Origin of the sequence: Streptosporangium sp. NPDC001559, assembly GCF_042893955.1 — a bacterium.
Lineage (GTDB): Bacteria > Actinomycetota > Actinomycetes > Streptosporangiales > Streptosporangiaceae > Streptosporangium.
Window position 1 is genome coordinate 1 of the sequence record NZ_JBIAVG010000006.1, and the last position, 17,093, is coordinate 17,093.

The 17,093-nt window shown below is 68.0% G+C and carries 16 protein-coding genes and 1 pseudogene; 5 read left to right on the forward strand and 12 right to left on the reverse strand.

The window, feature by feature from the left end; translation table 11 throughout:
* Positions 1-272: 272 nt before the first annotated feature.
* From ACFYY8_RS15100 to ACFYY8_RS15120, 5 genes are all read right to left on the reverse strand, one after another.
* Positions 273-893, reverse strand: a complete 621-nt coding sequence (locus ACFYY8_RS15100) for a hypothetical protein (RefSeq protein WP_390040989.1) — start codon at positions 891-893, stop codon at positions 273-275.
* 76 nt (positions 894-969) lie between these two features.
* Positions 970-1,482 (reverse strand): hypothetical protein, encoded by a 513-nt coding sequence (locus ACFYY8_RS15105; protein ID WP_390040991.1) that lies wholly within the window; start codon positions 1,480-1,482, stop codon positions 970-972.
* Between the two features lie 733 nt (positions 1,483-2,215).
* Positions 2,216-2,647: a LamG-like jellyroll fold domain-containing protein gene (locus tag ACFYY8_RS15110; protein ID WP_390041637.1), complete on the reverse strand. Its 432-nt coding sequence runs from the start codon at positions 2,645-2,647 to the stop codon at positions 2,216-2,218.
* Between the two features lie 73 nt (positions 2,648-2,720).
* Positions 2,721-2,903, reverse strand: coding sequence for a hypothetical protein (locus ACFYY8_RS15115; protein WP_390040993.1), 183 nt, complete (start codon positions 2,901-2,903; stop codon positions 2,721-2,723).
* A complete protein-coding gene (locus ACFYY8_RS15120; protein WP_390040995.1) occupies positions 2,900-3,118 on the reverse strand; it encodes a hypothetical protein in 219 nt (72 codons plus the stop codon). The genes ACFYY8_RS15115 and ACFYY8_RS15120 overlap by 4 nt, the downstream gene beginning before the upstream one ends.
* A 154-nt stretch (positions 3,119-3,272) precedes the next feature.
* On the opposite strand from ACFYY8_RS15120, the gene ACFYY8_RS15125 reads away from it, so the two are divergent.
* Positions 3,273-4,013 (forward strand): XRE family transcriptional regulator, encoded by a 741-nt coding sequence (locus ACFYY8_RS15125; RefSeq protein ID WP_390040997.1) that lies wholly within the window; start codon positions 3,273-3,275, stop codon positions 4,011-4,013.
* Positions 4,014-4,156: 143 nt separating this feature from the next.
* On the opposite strand, the pseudogene ACFYY8_RS15130 reads toward ACFYY8_RS15125, so the two are convergent.
* A pseudogene (locus ACFYY8_RS15130) lies at positions 4,157-4,586 on the reverse strand (transposase); the annotation flags it as partial.
* Positions 4,587-4,798: 212 nt separating this feature from the next.
* On the opposite strand from ACFYY8_RS15130, the gene ACFYY8_RS15135 reads away from it, so the two are divergent.
* From ACFYY8_RS15135 to ACFYY8_RS15145, 3 genes are all read left to right on the forward strand, one after another.
* Entirely contained in the window at positions 4,799-5,203 is a 405-nt protein-coding gene (locus ACFYY8_RS15135) for a type II toxin-antitoxin system PemK/MazF family toxin (RefSeq protein WP_390040999.1), read from the forward strand.
* Positions 5,204-5,797: 594 nt separating this feature from the next.
* The gene (locus ACFYY8_RS15140) at positions 5,798-6,112 is read left to right on the forward strand and encodes a hypothetical protein (protein ID WP_390041001.1); all 315 of its coding nucleotides are present in this window, start codon (positions 5,798-5,800) and stop codon (positions 6,110-6,112) included.
* Positions 6,113-6,114: 2 nt separating this feature from the next.
* A complete protein-coding gene (locus ACFYY8_RS15145; protein ID WP_390041003.1) occupies positions 6,115-6,420 on the forward strand; it encodes a hypothetical protein in 306 nt (101 codons plus the stop codon).
* Between the two features lie 588 nt (positions 6,421-7,008).
* Here ACFYY8_RS15145 and ACFYY8_RS15150 read toward each other — a convergent pair.
* On the reverse strand, positions 7,009-8,037 hold the full coding sequence (locus ACFYY8_RS15150; protein ID WP_390041005.1) for an MmcQ/YjbR family DNA-binding protein: 1,029 nt from the start codon (positions 8,035-8,037) through the stop codon (positions 7,009-7,011).
* A gap of 262 nt (positions 8,038-8,299) precedes the next feature.
* Entirely contained in the window at positions 8,300-8,710 is a 411-nt protein-coding gene (locus ACFYY8_RS15155) for a MarR family winged helix-turn-helix transcriptional regulator (protein WP_390041007.1), read from the reverse strand.
* A 104-nt stretch (positions 8,711-8,814) separates the two neighbouring features.
* On the opposite strand from ACFYY8_RS15155, the gene ACFYY8_RS15160 reads away from it, so the two are divergent.
* Positions 8,815-10,053 carry an MFS transporter gene (locus tag ACFYY8_RS15160; protein WP_390041009.1) on the forward strand — a complete coding sequence of 413 codons (1,239 nt, stop codon included), beginning with the start codon at positions 8,815-8,817 and terminating at the stop codon, positions 10,051-10,053.
* A 9-nt stretch (positions 10,054-10,062) separates the two neighbouring features.
* On the opposite strand, the gene ACFYY8_RS15165 is transcribed toward ACFYY8_RS15160, so the two are convergent.
* The 4 genes from ACFYY8_RS15165 to ACFYY8_RS15180 all read right to left on the reverse strand — a co-directional run bounded on the left by ACFYY8_RS15165 (position 10,063) and on the right by ACFYY8_RS15180 (position 16,947).
* On the reverse strand, positions 10,063-12,699 hold the full coding sequence (locus ACFYY8_RS15165) for a S8 family serine peptidase (protein WP_390041011.1): 2,637 nt from the start codon (positions 12,697-12,699) through the stop codon (positions 10,063-10,065).
* 600 nt (positions 12,700-13,299) lie between these two features.
* Positions 13,300-14,253, reverse strand: a complete 954-nt coding sequence (locus tag ACFYY8_RS15170; protein ID WP_390041013.1) for a TolB family protein — start codon at positions 14,251-14,253, stop codon at positions 13,300-13,302.
* Positions 14,250-15,491, reverse strand: coding sequence for an MFS transporter (locus tag ACFYY8_RS15175; protein ID WP_390041015.1), 1,242 nt, complete (start codon positions 15,489-15,491; stop codon positions 14,250-14,252). Before ACFYY8_RS15175 ends, ACFYY8_RS15170 begins: the two co-directional genes overlap by 4 nt.
* Before the next feature lie 4 nt (positions 15,492-15,495).
* Positions 15,496-16,947 (reverse strand): DNRLRE domain-containing protein, encoded by a 1,452-nt coding sequence (locus ACFYY8_RS15180; protein ID WP_390041017.1) that lies wholly within the window; start codon positions 16,945-16,947, stop codon positions 15,496-15,498.
* Positions 16,948-17,093 lie beyond the last annotated feature (146 nt).

Genomic DNA, 17,093 nt, shown 5'->3' on the forward strand with positions numbered 1-17,093 from the left:
TCCGCGACGACATCCATGAAGCCTTCATGACCCTCGCGCTTGTGATCATCTGCTGGCGACGCCTCACCCGCTGAACCCATTTTGCTAGGAGTTCTTAACCTGCAGAAACAGGATCACGCGGAGGTCGGCTCATCCACCACCAGCGTGGACGTGAACACGAGCGGGGCGCCTCGTGCGTCCGACGACGTCGGCGGATAGTGCCTTCAGCGGCGGCTGTGGCACGTCCGGGCAGCCGGATGATGGCATTGAGACCGGAAGATCGGGACGCGGTGTCAGAACGTGGTGTCGTCCATCCACGCGTCCCGGGGGATGATGTAGCGGACGTGATCTTCTTCCAGCCAGTCTTCGTCGATTTCCTGTCCAGTGGCGCGACCGATGACGACCAGCACCTTGGTGATCATTTCCTCTATGGGGAAATCGTCGCTGTCCTCATCGTCGAAATCGGGGATTCGCAGGTCCTGTGCGTAGTGTTCCAGAGAAGGCGGGACGTAACGGATGTCTCCCGAGGAGACTACGGTTCCGTCGACGGCGTATGTCGTTGTGTGCCCTCCGTTGGCGTGCCATCCGATGCTGATCGCCCGGCCGCCGTCGCGGGAGAGCTCCGCGAGCGCGCGGTCCGTGGTGACGTCCATTCCCTGGATCTGCACAGCGAGCGTCCAGGACCCGGACTCGCCCACCAGGACGATGCCCGCGTAGTCGTCCGGGCGATCGTCTCCGTCGAACCCCCGGCCGATGCCTCTGAGAGGACACACGGTCGCACTGTCGAGATCGGCCCTCAGACGACTCGCGGTCTCCTCGATGCCCGTTCCCTCGACCCAGACGGCGGCGAAGCCGTCGTCGACGGGCGGCCAGTACGTTCTCAGAAAGTCGTACAGGAGAGTCGGCGTCTTCAACTTCCACCTTTTTCGAGGTGCATGCGGAGGCCACCCCGCCCGAACGGCGAGGCGGCCCGAACATGTTACTTGGCGGTCACCCAGAACGGGTCGCCATTAAGAACCATGTTTGGTTTCCGGCATTCTTGTTGTGGTCCGTTTCGACGGGCAGAATGGAGAAGTTCCAGCTCGCCGGCGTGTCTTTGAAGGTGTTCTCGTACCCCTGGACAGCACCTTCCCTGGTGCTGTAGAAGGGGTACTCATCGCGTTGTTTCCCGACCTTCTCTGCGGATGTGAAGTCCTTTCTGCAAACCTTTTCCTTCATTTTCTTGTTCCGCCTGCGGGTGCTGGATTTTCCGTCCGCGGTCCGGACATCCTCGTTGACGAAATGGAGAGCCTTACCGGGATAACCCTTGTTCGTCGTCCAGAACCCCGATATGTCCTTGTTCTTGATGTCCTGCCGAGGCCGCTGGAAGTCTTTTTCGGGTTTGGTGGCCTCGGGATACTGCCAGGCTCCCCATATGTGCTGGGCGACCTGACTGCTCGGCTTGATTCCCGGGCGTCCGTACGGCTCATGCGATGGATACGGCTGACCCGGTTGAAGATGCATCCGCCGTAGAACGCCTGGTGAGTTATGGAGAGGTCGCAGCGCACAGAGGGGCCCGCGTCGTTTTCAACGCCGCTCGCCTCCTTGGGTCGGTCCCAGAGCGGAATCACGAAGCTCTTCGAGGAATTCCGCTGATCGATCGCATGGAGCCGAACCCATGGGCGGACATGACAGTCGCTGAGCCGGTCCGGGTTCGCGGCGGTTTTTTCGGCATAGGACCGATAGACGAAGCTCTCCTCATGGCCGTCGTCGTCGAGGTCGTCCCAACTGGAGATCGTACGGTCCACCTGGAAGATCCGTTCGCCGTGACGGTCCTCCTTGTACGAGGTGCCGTAGACGATGCTGCAGTCACCGCCGTCCCTCGTCGACACGTGATTGGCCTTCAGGGACAGGACCTCGACGCAGTCGTCTCCGTCGAATTCCACGCACGAAACATTGTCGATCGCCGCCCAGACCGCCAGGTCGTTCGGGAGCCTCGGCGAACCCGTCGGCACGTTGTCCGACGTGACCCCGCTCGGGACCTCAGACCCCTCCGGCTTCCACTTGCCGAGGTAGGAGTGCGCAACGAACGTCGCCGTGAAGAACAGATAACGCGAGTCGAAGAACGGCGTGCCGTTCCCCGGCCTCAGTTCCCACCACTGGAAGTAGTGGTTAAGGCTGGAACAGAAGGTGTACGGACGCCAGTAGTCAATGTGGGGGTCGTTCCTCTGCCGGAGTGCCGCGCACTCCTTGACTTTCAGACGTTCATACGACGAGGCGGAGAATGAGGGGGGTCGCCCGCGCTCGCCGCCGACTCTCGGCCGCTCGTCCGCTTCGTCGAGGCGCTTGGTTTCGGTCCCTCCGCCGGAGCCGGTTTTCCAGTGCTCGAAGTGGACCCGGAAACCTGTGCACCCACGTTCCCGTAAAGAACCGCGACGACCGGATCGGGCAGTGTCCGCTGGTAGACGCGGACGTCGTCGAGGTCGCCGACCATTCTGGTGCCCAGTGTCATCGTGGCGTCGGCGTTCCACGGGGAAAGGGCGACCGGTTCGGACTTGACCGGGGCTCCGTTGAGGTAAAGCGTCGCGGTCTTGGCCTCGGCGTCGTAGACACCGGCCAGGTGGAACCACTCGTTGATCGGGGGTTCTTCGTCCGCGACGACGCCGCCCCGGCCCCGTCGGCCTCCGATGAGCCGGCCGAGGTTCGCGCCACCCGCGCGACCTGTCGGCCCGGCTGGAAAAGGTCGAGGCGGAGCAGCGCGCTCACCCGCGTACGTGGCAGCCGGTGACCCGGCGGGCCAGGGCCGCCGCCCGGCTCGGAGGCGTCTCGCCGAGCCGCATGCGCCGGTCCTCCTGGCGCATGCCGACCAGGACGACGATGTAGCCGACGAACACCGCCGCGCTCAGTACCAGGCCGATGATCAGCGGGATCATGGTCGCGCTCACGTCCGGATCACCCCCGCCTCGGCGGTGCCGTGGGGGCGGTTGGCCGGGCGCCGTACCTGACCGCGCCGCCGGCCGGCCGTCCTGCGCCGGGCCGTCTGACGGCGGGTCCACCGCTCCCGGGCCAGGCACTTGAGGCAGGCGAACCGTCCCTCCTCCAGGACCGCGCCGCATCCGCAGGCGGGCGTCTCGTCGATCGGCCGAATGTGGTTGATCACTGTTGTCTCTCCTCTCGTCGCCACCGGTGATGCCGTGCGGTATCGAGAGTGCGACGAGGAGGCAGGACGTGATCACTACAGGACGGGACATGTACAGGACGTCCGGTCTACGATTGCCACGTCCCTGGACGTCCCCGGCTTTCAGGCAGGTGAGATGGCGAACGAGCGGTTGCGCACGGCGTTACTCGAACGGGGAACCACCATCGTGGAGCTGGCCGAGGCCGTCGAGGTCGACGCCAAGACCGTGGAACGATGGATCACCCAGGGCCGCATACCGTATCGAAAGCACAGGTTCGCGGTCGCCAAACTCCTCGGGGTTGAGGAGGCCTATCTGTGGCCGGACGCGCTGACTCCCCAACAGGCCGCAGCGGTCTCCGGAAGCGAACTCGTCACCGTCTACCCGCACCGCTGGGCCGTACCCAAGGACACCTGGGAACGTCTGTTCTCCACGGCCCAGGAAGAGATCGGCGTACTGGTCTACAGCGGCATCTTCATCGCCCAGGACACCGGCATCATGCGCACCTTCGCCAAGAAGGCCGAGGCCGGTGTGCGCGTCCGCGTCCTGCTCGGCAACCCGGACGCGCTCGAAGTCGCCCCGCGTGGTGCGGACGAAGGCCTCGGTGACGGTATGGCCGCGCAGACCCGGATGGCCCTGACGCTCTACCGGCCCCTACAGCAGGTCGAGGGCATCGAGATCCGGTTGCATCACACCATCCTGTACAACTCCATCTACCGCGGGGACGATCAGCTTCTCGTCAACACCCATGTCTACGGCAAGTTCGCCACCGACGCCCCGGTCATGCACCTGCGCAAGGTAGCGGGCGGGGACATGGTCTCGACCTATACCGACAGCTTCGAAGCCGTCTGGGCCGGAGCCACCCCCATAGGATCCTGACCCCTGACGGCCCGCCGGACCGGCTTCTACGACGACTCCGCCGCTCCGGCCGGTCGACGCGGCTGCGGCTCGGTCACCTCCTCGACGGCGCCGGGCCGTACATCGGGTAGGAAAACCGGTTGGCCGGGCCTTGCCGGTGTCCTCGCCCGGCAGCGGTCCGGGTCGCACGTCCACGAGCGCGGGACATACAGCTCGCGCTCGATCGCCGCGTGTCCGCGGCAGCCTGCATAGACGAGGTGGACAGCGACCTGAGCGTTTTCGACCCTCCCAGCCGTGCCGGTGTACCGGCGCTGGACACCCACGGTGTGCGTGCCCTTCTCCACGTCCCCGGTCTCATCGACGACCAGCACCGCATCGTCGTCGTGCAGATGTTCCAGCACGTACTCCCGCACGACGTCGGCATCCCGCTTTGCCCCGACGAGCAGGTGCCGCGTTCCATGCGGACTGGCCTGCCCGGCCCACTCAGCGAGCTCCGGCGTTCTTGCGCGGCAGGTCCGGCAGCAGCCCCAGCACCAGGCCCCGCACCCGACGCCGGGGTTCAACCCGCGCGAACCGGTCCGCGATCCGGGGCATCAGGACCTCGAACGCCTCCTGCCGGGGGGCAGGGTCTACGCTGTGACTCGCGGACACCGCATGATCTTCAGTCTTCACACACCGGTGATCAACGATGGCCGTGCCCGTCTTCACCGCCCCTCGGTCACGACGGGCGAAGACGGGGCCGTACCCCTTCCGTGTCCCGCACGGGGCACGCAGCGTTCGCCCGCCGTCTCGTGCCAGGAGGACACATGCAACGTGGTGAAGTCTGGTGGGTCGACTTCGATGAGCGACGCCCGGTCGTGCTGCTCTCGGACGAGGAGTCATCGGGGTTTCAGGTGATGCAGGTCGTTGCGCCAGCGGGCGTCGACATCAGCGGCCTGGGCGTTGAGGTGGCCGTGGGAGCCCCGGAAGGACTGCCCTTCGAAGGCGTACTGCGGTTCGCGTTCCCGCGTCCAGGCTTTATTCCGTGCACATGGCTGACCACCGTGGCCCGGGACGACCTGATCGAGCGGGCGGGCACGTTGTCCTCCGTGAAGCTCGGCGAGGTTGGAGAAGCCCTCTGCGCGGCTGGGCAGAGGAGGGAGTGGACCCCGATGACGGCTGCCAGGTTCAGAGAGATCAAAGACGCCCGCCGTCTCGAAGGACTTGGGTAGCGGACGCCTGGCTGCCCAGCTCGATCTCGTCGACGACTGACCGCTACCCCCTCTCCACCGCACTCCAGCAACAAGATCACGATCTACGGCCGGAGTGCTGAGCCGCCGGCTCTTGGCCTGGAAACCCCGCGGGCGATGATGCGGCACCCTTCACCGAAGATCGATGGATCGTCTGTCTCGCCACCTGGAGTCAGGACCCGGCGCCGACAGATGGTGCAACGCCCGCCCGACTCCACCCAATTGATCTTTCGGGTCTTGCCCTGGTCCGGTGTGAGGCGTCCGCAGGGCAGGGCCGGGGCGCCTTCGTCCAGGGCGATCACGAAGACGCCCGTCCGTCCCGCTTGGTTCACGAGACCAACCCGTTTGGTCGAAACGGGACCGGGAGCCGTCCCGTCACGTCAGGGTGACCTGGAACGGCCGGCGCCGGCCGCTGTCGGGGTCGAACACGGGTTCGACGAAGTCGACGTGCTTCGGTCTTGGCGGACCCTGTCTGGGAAATTGTCCTCTTCCGGCCATCCGCTTTTTCGGAGGAAGCCGGTGGGCGCTGTTTTCCCTTGAGTCTCAGAAGGAAGTCGGACAATGGAGCAAGGGGTCATGAAAGACGAATTCTTCCCGTCCGGTTCTGTTTCCCATGATGACCCTGCGGTCGAACGGGCCATGGAGACGATTGATGTGCTTCGGCCCTCCGAGCAGAGAGAACTTCTGCGCAGTTCCTATCGTGCGGTACTGGCCTTCGAGCGGACAGGGAACGTTGACCACCTGACGGATTTCGCAAAGAATCTGCTCGCGACCGTTCATTTGCGCGGCATCCCCGCCTATGCGGAAGCGCTGGAAAACGCCCCCGGGGACCCTCGCGGATCGGGCGAGGCGCTGGACGTCGAAGAGGTGCTGAACCGACTCATGGAGTGACCATGGCGGAGCTCCGGCTCCAAGCGGGAAGCGAACAAATACTTGCGCGGTGGTGGGAATCGGCCAAGCCTAAGGAGGGCGACCAGCAGCTGGTCTGCGAGGTTCTGCGAACGATCGCCGACGGGACCTGGCGCGACAGGTGGTATCCGCCCGAGGACCTGGCAAATGATCAACCCGTTCTCCCCGTCAGGGCGTTCCGGCCACGGGACAGCTTGGTGATATTGGTCCGTTTCTGGCCGGCGGAGGACCCGCCCGAATTCGAGCTGATCAACATCTTCGACGAAGACGACTTCCCGGATGAGGATTAACGGTCCAGGGCATTTAAGGCGGGCGTGCGATGGCGGGTAGGGCCCCACGCCTTGTGAGGTGCCGGATGACCCATCCTTTTGGAGCGTGCGCGGAACGAGCAAGAAACGTTGATCACTCCGCACGCCGTATCGCCAGGTGAAGCGGCGACATCACCGAATGGCGATCGCTTTCCTGAAGTCTCGACGGAACGCGCGTAAGCGTAACCCCTGACCAGGCGGGTGATCGAGCTTTTCGCCGTCGGCCGCGTAGATCACGCGAATCCGCAGGAGGAGACAGGGCCTGGCCGCTCGGGTCACTCCCTCAGATGTAAACCGATCAGCTCGGGCGGCTGTCCTCCTGTGGCATGTGTTGTGTGAAGCACACGGCCGAGGAGGGTGTTCATGATGGAGTACCGGTTCGACTCGCCTCCCGGATGGCCGGTTCCGCCCGTGGGCTGGCAGCCTCCGCAGGGGTGGCAACCGGATCCGTCATGGCCCCCGGCGCCGCCCGGCTCGCATTTCAGGGGCGGCGGAACCAGAACCCCGCCCCGGCGGAACGGAGGCCGCGGGCCCGCCGTACGCGACGGACCGTCGGCGTACGGCGGGCCCCTACTCCTGGGAGGTCATGGTGATCGTGACGTACAGATACTCGTCCAGGACCTTGGCGAGTGACACCGAGGGCCGTCCGACGAGGAGGGGCAGCGCGTCCTCGTCCGTCCCGGCCGTCTGGAGGACGGCCCGCGCCCAGGCCCGGCCCATCCGCAGGTGGGCGCCGAACGCCGCACCGTCGCGCGAGCCGTGCAACCGTACGGCGATGGTGGCGTCCCAGGGCATCACGGCGCGTGGCCGCAGGCCGTACAGCGCCTTGGCCGCGGCGGTCGGGCCCAGCGAGCGGGCCGCCCGGCCCGTGGCGACGGGAAGGGCGGAGAGCTCCGCGTACGCCCGGGAGAGGGTGTCGATCTCCTCGTCGGAGAGCGCCGCCAGACTCACCGACGGCAGGTCGGCGGCCCGGTTCCGCCACCATTCCGCGAGGCCGGAGTCGAGGAAGTCGGGTTCGCCCTCGCGGGGGTAGCGGATGCGGCAACCCCAGGAGTTCAGCCAGCGCAGCAGCGCGGCCCGGTGGCCGGCACGCGACAGGTCGGCCTCCGGGCCCGTGGCCTCCAGGAACCTCAGCCAGCCGGCGTCGACGTTGGTGAACCCGTTGAAAACCTGGGCCGCCGCCCGAAGCCCGTCCAGCGTGGGAGCGTCCGCGACGGGCGCGGTGGAGACAACGGACGGGCCGGTGCCCTGGAGGTGGGCGGCCGCCACGCGCTTCGGCACGACCATGCGCCATGCCTCGACGACGATCTCCCGCATCTCCGCCGGGGTGACGGCGTCCATCCGGACCCGGACCCAGTTGAACCGCTCGTCCGACGGCACCGGCATCAGGAACTTCTCCGGCTCGGAGGCGACGAGCGCCGCACGCTCCTCCTTGGGGAAGGCGAAGCCCATCAGCTCCTCGTCCCTGGAGAAGGAGAGGTAGACGATCTTCCCGACCCGGAACTTGATCCGGTCCCGGACCAGGGCCTCGTGCGTGCGGGGCAGGGACAGGGCCAGCCTGCGCACCTGCTCGACCGTGACCGTCTGAGCGGGCTTCATCGGTTGGACCGGACCTCCTCCAGGTACGAGAGCCGGTGTGCGGCCCGTACCGCTCCCACCGCTCGTCGAGCAGTTCGGGTGTGCTGACGCTTCGGCCGGAGATCACCTCTCCGCCGACGAGGACCATACAGCAGGCGAAGAAGTCGGGCGTGCCGTCACCGCGTCGACGAGCCGTGGCGGACGTCCCGGCCCCCGCCGCCGGTGGAGCGCCTCGGTCCGAAATGCCGGATCGAGGCGACGCCCGCGTGATCCGGGGTGAGGGTCAGGCCGGGTCGACGAGCGCCTGGAGCAGGTTCCGCAGCGACTCCTGCTGGTCGGCGGTGAGCCGGGTCAGCGGCGACTCGGCGCTGAGGCGCTCGATCACGTCGGCCCGGCACCGTTGGCCGGACGCGGTGAGCACGATCTGTTTCGCCCGGCGATCGGTCGGGTGCGGCTCCCGCTGGATCAAACCCTGCTGCTCAAGCCGATCAAGGACGAAGGTGGCGTTCGAGGGTTCGCAGGACATCCGCGAGGCCAGTTCGCGGGCGGTGATCGGCTCGGACAACTCGCGGAGCGCGATGACCTGGGACGCGGTGATGCCCAGCTCCTCCGCGACGCGCCGGACGTGGACGTCGAGCCGGTGGGTGAACCGGTGGACGAGCTTGCACACGTCACGATCGATCTGAATGTCCACCGACGACTCCAACCTCGTTGTCCTGATCATCAGTGTAGCCCGGCTGCTTCGAGTTGTGATAATTCTAACTCGTATTATACGAACTAGATGGATATGGAGGCCGGGTGTCGTTGTCCGTCTTCTCTCTCATGCTGGTCGTCTTCAGCCTCACGACGGGCGAGTTCGTGATCGCCGGCATCCTGCCGGAGGTGGCCTCGGACCTGTCGGTGACGATCACGGCGGCGGGTCTGCTGGTGACCGCCTACGCGGCAGGCATGATCATCGGTGGCCCGGTGATCACCGTCCTGACGGCCAGACTGCCCCGCAGACCGCTCATCGCCGGCCTTCTCCTGGTGTCGATCGCCGCGAACCTCGGTTCGACGGTGGCGTCGGACTACGCGGTCCTCCTGGTCACGCGTTTCGGCGCGGGTCTCGTGGTCGCCACGTTCTTCGCCGTCGCCATCGCGATCACCGTGTCGACGGCGCCCCCCGGCAAGCAGGGGTCCGCGGTCGCGAAGGTCGCGCTGGGAATGAACCTCGGCATCGTCCTCGGCACCCCGGCGGGCACATTCATCGGTCAGAACCTCGGCTGGCGGGTGACGTTCGCGGCGGTCGCCGCGTTCACCACCTTGGCCATGCTGCTGGTGCTGCGTTTCGTCCCCGCCCGGCCCGCCGTCGCGACCGGTTCGGTCCTGTCCGAGCTGCGCGTCCTCGGCAACCGAGGTGTCCAGTCGGCGATCGCGCTGACCGTGCTGGGCAACGTGGGCGTCGTGATGGTCTTCAGCTACATCGCCCCGCTGCTCACCGGCGTCAGCGAGTTCCCGGCCGCCTCGGTGCCGGTCCTGCTGCTGGTGTACGGCGGCGGCGCCGTCGTCGGGAACTTCCTCGGCGGATGGCTTTCGGACCGGGCGCTGATGCCGTCGCTGATCGGACTGCTGACCGTCCTGGCGGGTGCTCTGGCGTTGTTCTGGGTGGCCGGCGGCGTCCAGGCACTGGCGGCGGTGCTGGTCTTCGTCATCGGCGTGCTCGCGTTCGCCGTCATTCCCGGCATGCAGACACGGGTCATGTCCACCGCGAGCACGGCGCCCACGCTGGCCGTGGCGGTCAACGCCTCCGGATTCCAGCTCGCCGCCGCCTTCGCCGGTTGGCTGGGCGGAAGACTGATCGACAGCGACCTCGGACCGTCGTCGCTCTACCTCGCCGGATCCCTGCTCACCCTGACCGGCCTCGTCGTCGCCGTCCGCTCACGCCGTGGAGACGGCCGTCTCGCGGACACCGGAGATCCCCATGACCGGGCCGGAAGCGGCCCCCCGGATCAGGACGGGGCGCCCGGGAAGCGGTTCCCGGGCGCCCCGCTCGCATGAACTGACGTCCTACGGGGTCAGGATGTCGTCGATGGCGGCGCGCAGGTTGGGCAGCGGGCCGATGCGGTGGGGGTCACTCGCGGGCTGGGCCGTACCGGTGAGCTTGAGGGTGTCGCGGACCTGGGCGGGGGTGAGCACGCCGCCGTTGGCCTTGGCGACGCCCTGCAGGGAGGCGACGGTTCCGGCGACGATGGCGCTGGCGCCGGAGGTGCCGCCGAAGCCACCGGCGTAGGTCTTGTTGGGGTCGGTCTCCAAGGGGGTCAGGTCCTGCCAGCCAGGAGCGGTCGTCGACGCCACGCACTCGCCGTAGGCCTGGACGTCCACGCGGACGCCGTACGACGACAGCGGCAGCGCGGTGCGGTCGGCGGAGGGAGGTGTGCCGACACAGCTGGGGCTGGGCGGGGTCCCCGCCCCGACCACGATGGCGCCGGAGTCGGGGCGGCTCATGATGGCGGCGACGTAGGGGTCGGTGGAGTCGTCGAGGTTGATACCGCTGTTGCCCGCGGGCTCCACCACGGTGATTCCGGCGGCGGTGGCCAGGACGATCTGGTCGTAGACACTGCTGTCGTACTCCCAGGGGTACTGCCGGGATCCGCCCAGAAGGGCGATCTCGAACAGGATGACGTCACCCGGCTGGGAGTGCGCGGTGGCGTAGGCGACGGTGTCGAACACGGCGGTGCCGGACAGGTGCAGGGTGGCGTGTGGCGCGATGCCGGCCATCCCGGCACCGTTGTCGTCCTGGGCGCCGATGATCCCGGCCACCGCGGTGCCGTGACGGATCGAGAGGTCGTTGGTGCAGGGGTCGCCGAACGCGGACGGCACCTGGACGATCTGACCGGTCGCGACGCGTCCGGCGAGGTCCTCGTGGCAGAGGTTCCACCGGTTGGTGTACGCGATCAGTTCGACGGGGGCGTGACGGTTGGTGGTGGTTCCGTCGCCGAGCTGGCCACTGCTGTTGAGACCCCAGACGTGGAACGTCTGGGCGAGTTTGGTGATGGTGTGGGCCAGGCCCGCCGCGGCGATGCCGCTGGTCGCCGGGATCACGGTGGGGGAGTACCTGTCGACGGTGGTTGCGTCGCCGAGCTGTCCCTGGTTGTTGTCACCCCAGGCGTAGGTGGCCCAGGAGGCCGATTCGGCCGTCGCGACGCTGTGCTTGCTTCCGGCGGCGATGCTGTTGACGTTGGTCAGGCCGGGGACGGCGATCGGGGTGGTCCGGCCGGTGGTGGTCCCGTCGCCGAGCTGTCCCTCGCTGTTGTCGCCCCATGCCTTGACGGTGCCGTCGGACAGGAGCGCCAGAGCGTGGTCGCCCCGGCTGCTGATCTGGGTGACGCCGGTCAGGCCGGTGACGGCGGCGGGGGTGGCACGGTCGGTGGTGGTCCCGTCGCCGAGCTGGCCGATGCCGTTGGCGCCCCAGCCCTTGACAGTGCCGTCGGCCATCAGCGCCAGGGAGTGGACGCCGCCAGCGGCGACCGAGTCCGGTGCGGTGCGGACGCCGGTGAGGCCGGCGACGGCGACGGCGGCCGGGGAGTCGGGGCCGACGTAGCCGAGTTGTCCCAGGCTGTTGTCGCCCCAGGCGCGTACGGTGCCGTCGGACAGGACGGCCAGGGCATGGCCGAGACCGGCGCTGATCGCCACCGCGTTGGAGATCCCGGTGACCTGCACCGGGACGGTGCTGTCGGTGGTGGTGCCGTTGCCGAGCTGGCCCTGGCTGTTGTCGCCCCAGGCCCAGATGGTGCCGTCGCTCTTGAGCGCCAGGGAGTAGTCGTCTCCCGCGGAGACGGAGGTGACGCCGGTCAGGCCGGGGACCTGGGAGGGGACCTTCTTGGCCGTGGTGTTGCCCAGGCCGAGCTGGCCCTGGCTGTTGTCGCCCCAGGCCCACACCTGCCCGAGCGCCGGAGTCCTCGTGATCAGCAGCGAGTGGTCCTGACCCGCGGCGATCGTCTGCGGGCCGAAGTAGGGGATGTACGTGGACTGCTCTTCGATGTCGGTGACGGTGATGCCGTCGCCCTTGCCACCGGTCTGGGCGTTGGCGTAGTCGGCGTCGACGCCGACACCCGCGGTGGAGGTGGCGGAGTTGCGGTACCTCTGGTACGAGGCCAGGGGTTCGGAGGTGGCGACGGGGACCGTCCTGGCCTGGGCGATCTCGACCGAGGGCAGGGCGTTGAGGTCCTTCAGCAGACCTTCGACGCCGCTCTTGGGGGCGGTGACGACGAACCAGGAGTTCAGGTCGGGCAGTTGCCTGCCGGTCTTCCTCTCCAGCTGGAGCCGTCGCTCGGTGGTCTTCGTCTCGGAGGTCGAGGACAGGGGCCTGATGGAGGCGTCCTTGTACTTGGCCAGCACCTTCTGGATGTCCGCGGCGTCTCCGGAGTCCTTGGCGACCAGGCCCTGCCCGCGCAGCCGTACGGCGAGGCCGGGCTTGAACTTCACCGAGAGCTCGGTCGTGGAGAAGCCCTTGGGCAGGGGGGCGTGGGTGCCCAGGGCGGTGCCCTTGTCCTTGCTGTGGTCGTAGGCCGGGGCGGGCTCGGCCGAGGCGGGATTCGCGGCGACCACGCCGGACAGCGCGCCGACGGCCACGGCGAGCAGGGCCGCGGCGAGCCGCCGTGACCGCGGTCCTCCGTGACCCCGGGAATCAGAGCGAAGTGACAACAAATTCTCCTCTGGCGTCGTTCTCGGCGTGCGGGCACGGAGCATTACAAGCCGTGACTCCAAGAATGCGGAAATCGATGGAACGCCTGTCCTGCCGTCTCAGACCAAGGCCTTTTCGTATGCCGCGCGTCGCCGTGCATCATGAAAACAACTGATCCGACGAGTCAGCATGACTGAGAACCCATGTGAAAATCAACTGTGAAGATGGTTTACACGGTCAGCTTCCGAGTGGGCGCGTGAAGTGATTTTCGGTGATTCGCGGAACGGAAAGAAACACGCTCTCCGTGGTTGACAGGGGAGGATGAGCGGCGTATGGACGACGGGCCCTTGTTTCCCCGGGAGGGTAAGGAACGTCACAGGCCTGCGGATGTTTACCGGATCGGTCTCCGTTTACCGGCTGGGGAAGGCGCGTCGGTGAATGGCAGGAGTACGGCCCGTCCTTCGTGATGGCGCGATCGCCCTCCGTGTTACACAGAAACGCAAATAAACGCCTGTGCGGCGCCAAAACGCAGGCATTCCTCCTGCGGAACGAGAAAAAGGAATTCGCACGGAACGGCGCGCCCCGCCTGGAGGCGGAACGCGCCGGTGTTTTCCGTGAGGTCAGGCGGGGGCGGGGGAACCGGCGCCGGGGACGAGCAGGCGAGGAGCCCCGGTGCCGTCCGCGGGGACGGACCAGACGTTGTTGGTGCCGTCACCGGTCTGCAGCGCGTAGGCGACGGTCCGGTCGTCGAGCCAGACGGCCTGGTCGTCCACGCTGCGGGTCTCGGCCAGCGGGGTGACACGCCGAGTGGCCAGGTCCAGGACCGAGAGCCGCCAGCCCTTCTTCGGATCGGCGTCGACGGCGGACTTGTAGGCGATCCGGGTTCCGTCGGGGGACAGGGACGGGCACTCGACGTTGTCCCGCAGCGTCCTGACGGTCCCTGCGGCGAAGTCGCCCTCGACCAGGTGACGACGGCCGTTCGTTGACAACGTCGCGTAGAAGCGGTTGTCGTCCGAGGCGAACGTGACGCCCCAGAAGTTGACGTCGGAGTTCCGATAAGGCCTGCCGTCCAGCGTGATCGAGAAGTCCTCAAGCGAGGAGACCAGCCGTCCCGTGCGGGTGTCGAGGACGCCCGCCCGGGTGGAGAAACCGGTCGTCGCGTAGGAGTGCCCGTCGATGAAGAGCGTCCAGGCGACCATCCGGCCGCTGGCCGAGACACGCAGCCGGTTCGGGAAGCCGGTCAGCGGAAGACTCCTGCGCTCCTTGAGAGAGGGGTCGAGGACGATCAGCCCGGACGAGCTGAGCGGGCCGACGGGTTTGAGGCAGGCTAGGGTTCCCCCCGCGACGTAGGCGCGGTCGCAGCGCAGCTCGGTGACCTCGCGCGGACCGCCGGGATCGGCACGGGAGACCGTCGACAACAGGCCGTTGGTCAGCACCTGCAGCCGTGGCCCCGCACCCGGAGCCCCGGAGGAGGCGGACGAACCAGAGGAAGGGGCGGACACGGGCCGGTCCCCGGCCAGTGCCGTGTAGGTGACGGCGACCCCGGCGAGCAACAGCGCCGCCAGGACCGTCACGAGGACACGTGCGCGCGGGCTGAGAGTGATCGTGACTCCTTGGTGAGCAGGAAGACGGTCAGGGGAAGGGCGAGCAGGGCCGCCACGGCCGCGGCGAGACAGGCGGCGCCCGCTCCCCAGGCCTGCCAGGCCAGGCCGAAAAGCACCGAGGAGACCGAGTAGGCCAGTGCCTGGCCGCTCTGCACCAGGGCCATGCCGGTGGCGCGCAGCTCGGGCGGGAACGCCGAACCGGCCAGCGCCATGAGGACGCCGTCGGTGGCCGCGTAGAACGTCCCGTAGAGAACCAGCACCGTGACGACCAGCGGCAGGCCGCCGAGCGGGCCGTACAGCAGCAGGTAGACGGCGGCGAGCAGGGCGTTCCCGCCGGCGAACACCCACAGCCGTCCGATCCGGTCGGCCAGCCTGCCCAGCGGCGCGGCCAGCAGCAGATAGACCAGGCTCGTACCGACCGCGAGGATCGGGAACCAGCCGATCCCCAGCTCGACACGCCGCTGCAGGACGAGATAGACGAACCCGTCGCCGATCGTGACGAGGCCGAGCAGGCACGCGGCGGGCAGCAGACGGCCACGTCCGAGCCGGGTGACGGCCCGCCACGAGACCTCGGCCGGGCGAGGACGGGGACCGGCCGCCGAGGGCACGAACAACACCAGGATCAGTACGGCGAGCAGCGCGACGCAGAAACTCGTCACGAAGACGGGCCCGAACGCCCCGTTCCCCAGCGCGAGCACGGCGAGCGTGGCGATCGGCCCGAGGAAGGCGCCGGTCGCGTCCATCGTCCGGTGCACCCCGAAGGCCCTGCCGAGCCGGTCCTGCGGGGTGGCGAGAGTGATCAGCGCGTCCCTGGGGGCCGTGCGCAGGCCCTTTCCCGCCCGGTCCGCAGTGATCATCAGCCCGATGAGCGGCCCCGAGGCTCCGGCGGCGAGCAGCCCGAGCTTGGCGAACGCCGAAATCCCGTAGCCGAGCCCGGCGACGGTCTTGTGCCGGTTGACCCGGTCGCCGACGTATCCGCCCACCAGCCGCAGCAGCACGGTCGCGCCGGTGTACAGGCCGTCGATGACGCCGTAGGCCGCCGGGCTGAACTGCAGCCCGACGACCAGGTACAGCGGCAGGATCGCGGTCACCATCTCCGCCGAGACGTCCGTGACGAGACTGACGGCGCCGAGCGCGAGCACCGTGCCGCCGACGGCCCTGACGGGGCCGCCGGCGGTCCGGTTCCTGTCGAGAGTGGAGAGGTACACGTCGTCAGTGGCAGGCGGTGGTGCCGCTGTCGGTGAAGGTCTTGCCCGCCTCGGGCACGAACTGCCAGCTGTAGCCGCCGGCGTGCAGGGTCACCTTCAGGACGCCGTAGGTGTCGCTGTTCCGGACCTCACTGTTGGGCAGGATCGTCCCGAACGAGTAGTGGCTGGCGCCGCCGGATCCGACGACGAAGTGCCGGATGCCACGGGCGTTGTCGAGCTGGTTGGCCGGGTTGATCGGCGCGAACCGCTCGTACTGGTGGTTGTGACCGGTCAGGATCAGGTCGGCGTTGTTGTCGTACAGCGCCTGCACGATCGGGGCGACCGAGGTGTCCGGCGAGTGGTTGGCGCCGGAGGTGTAACGCGGGTGGTGCCACATCGCGACCGTGCACGGCTTGGTGCTCGCGGCCAGGTCGGCGCGCAGCCACTGCTCCTGCGCGGACCCGGCGTTGCAGCCGCCGACGGCCGAGCAGTTGGAGTTGACCACCACGACGTGCCAGTTCGCCCCGAGGTCGTAGGAGTAGTAGCCCTTGGACGGGTCGCCCGCCGACGTGCCGAAGTAGCCGTAGTAGCCCGAGGCACCGGGGGTGTTGTAGTCGTGGTTGCCCGGCACCGGCCTGGTCCGCGCCTTGTGCCGTCCCCAGGTCGGGTTGTAGTAGGTGTTGAACTCCGAGGTGGTGCCGCTGTCGTAGACGTTGTCACCCAGCGTGAAGACCGTGCCGGGGATGGAGTCGAGCAGCGCGGCGGTCGCGCTGTCACCGGAGCCCGAGTTGGAGATGTCGCCCGCCCCGACGAGCACCGGGTCACCGGAGGCCGTCGAGGTCGAGGTCGGCGTGGGCGTCGGGGTCGAACCGGTGTCGGTGGTCACCACCAGCTGGGGCGCGGTCGAGGACCCGCTCTCCCGCGCGTCGTAGTCGGCGCCGTCCGAGCTGGAGGAGGTGACGCCGATGCTGTAGGTGCCGTTGCCGGTCACGTACGGCGTCACGTCCAGCTCGTACCAGGAGTTACGGGCCACCGAGCCGAGCGTGCCCAGCGTGGCCCCGTCGATGGACGGCTGGTTGTTCCAGGTGGTGCCGGTCTCGGACCAGGTGGTGTTGCCGACGGCCTTGAAGGTGCCGCCGCTGCCGCTCTCCGAGCCGCTCACGTCGTCGGTGTGGACGCGCAGCCTGACGTTGCCGACCGTGCCGGTGACGCCGGTGACGGTGAACCGCAGGAAGAACCGCTTGACCGGGGAGCCGTCGACGCCGAGCTGTCCGGAGGTGCCGTAGTTGGTGCCGGTGTGGCTGTTGTCCACATAGGTGTCGGCCACCGGGGTGAAGGTGGTGGAGGCGGCGTTGGCCACCCCCGTGGACAGGGAGACGGCCGCGAACACGGTCGCGCCGCCGACGGCGACGGCCGCGGACGCCGCGGTGAGCGCCCTGCGTCGGGAGGGTCGGAACAGTCGGAGCAGTCGGAACATGCGTCACTCCTCATGCACGGAGGGTTGTGGGAGGCAACCACGGACGCTAGGCCGCCAAGGACTCGGTTCGATGAGCGCGGAGGAATCAGACGGAGACGGGAAGGTTAATGACCCACACACCAACCGGGAAAAGCATGGTGGCCGAA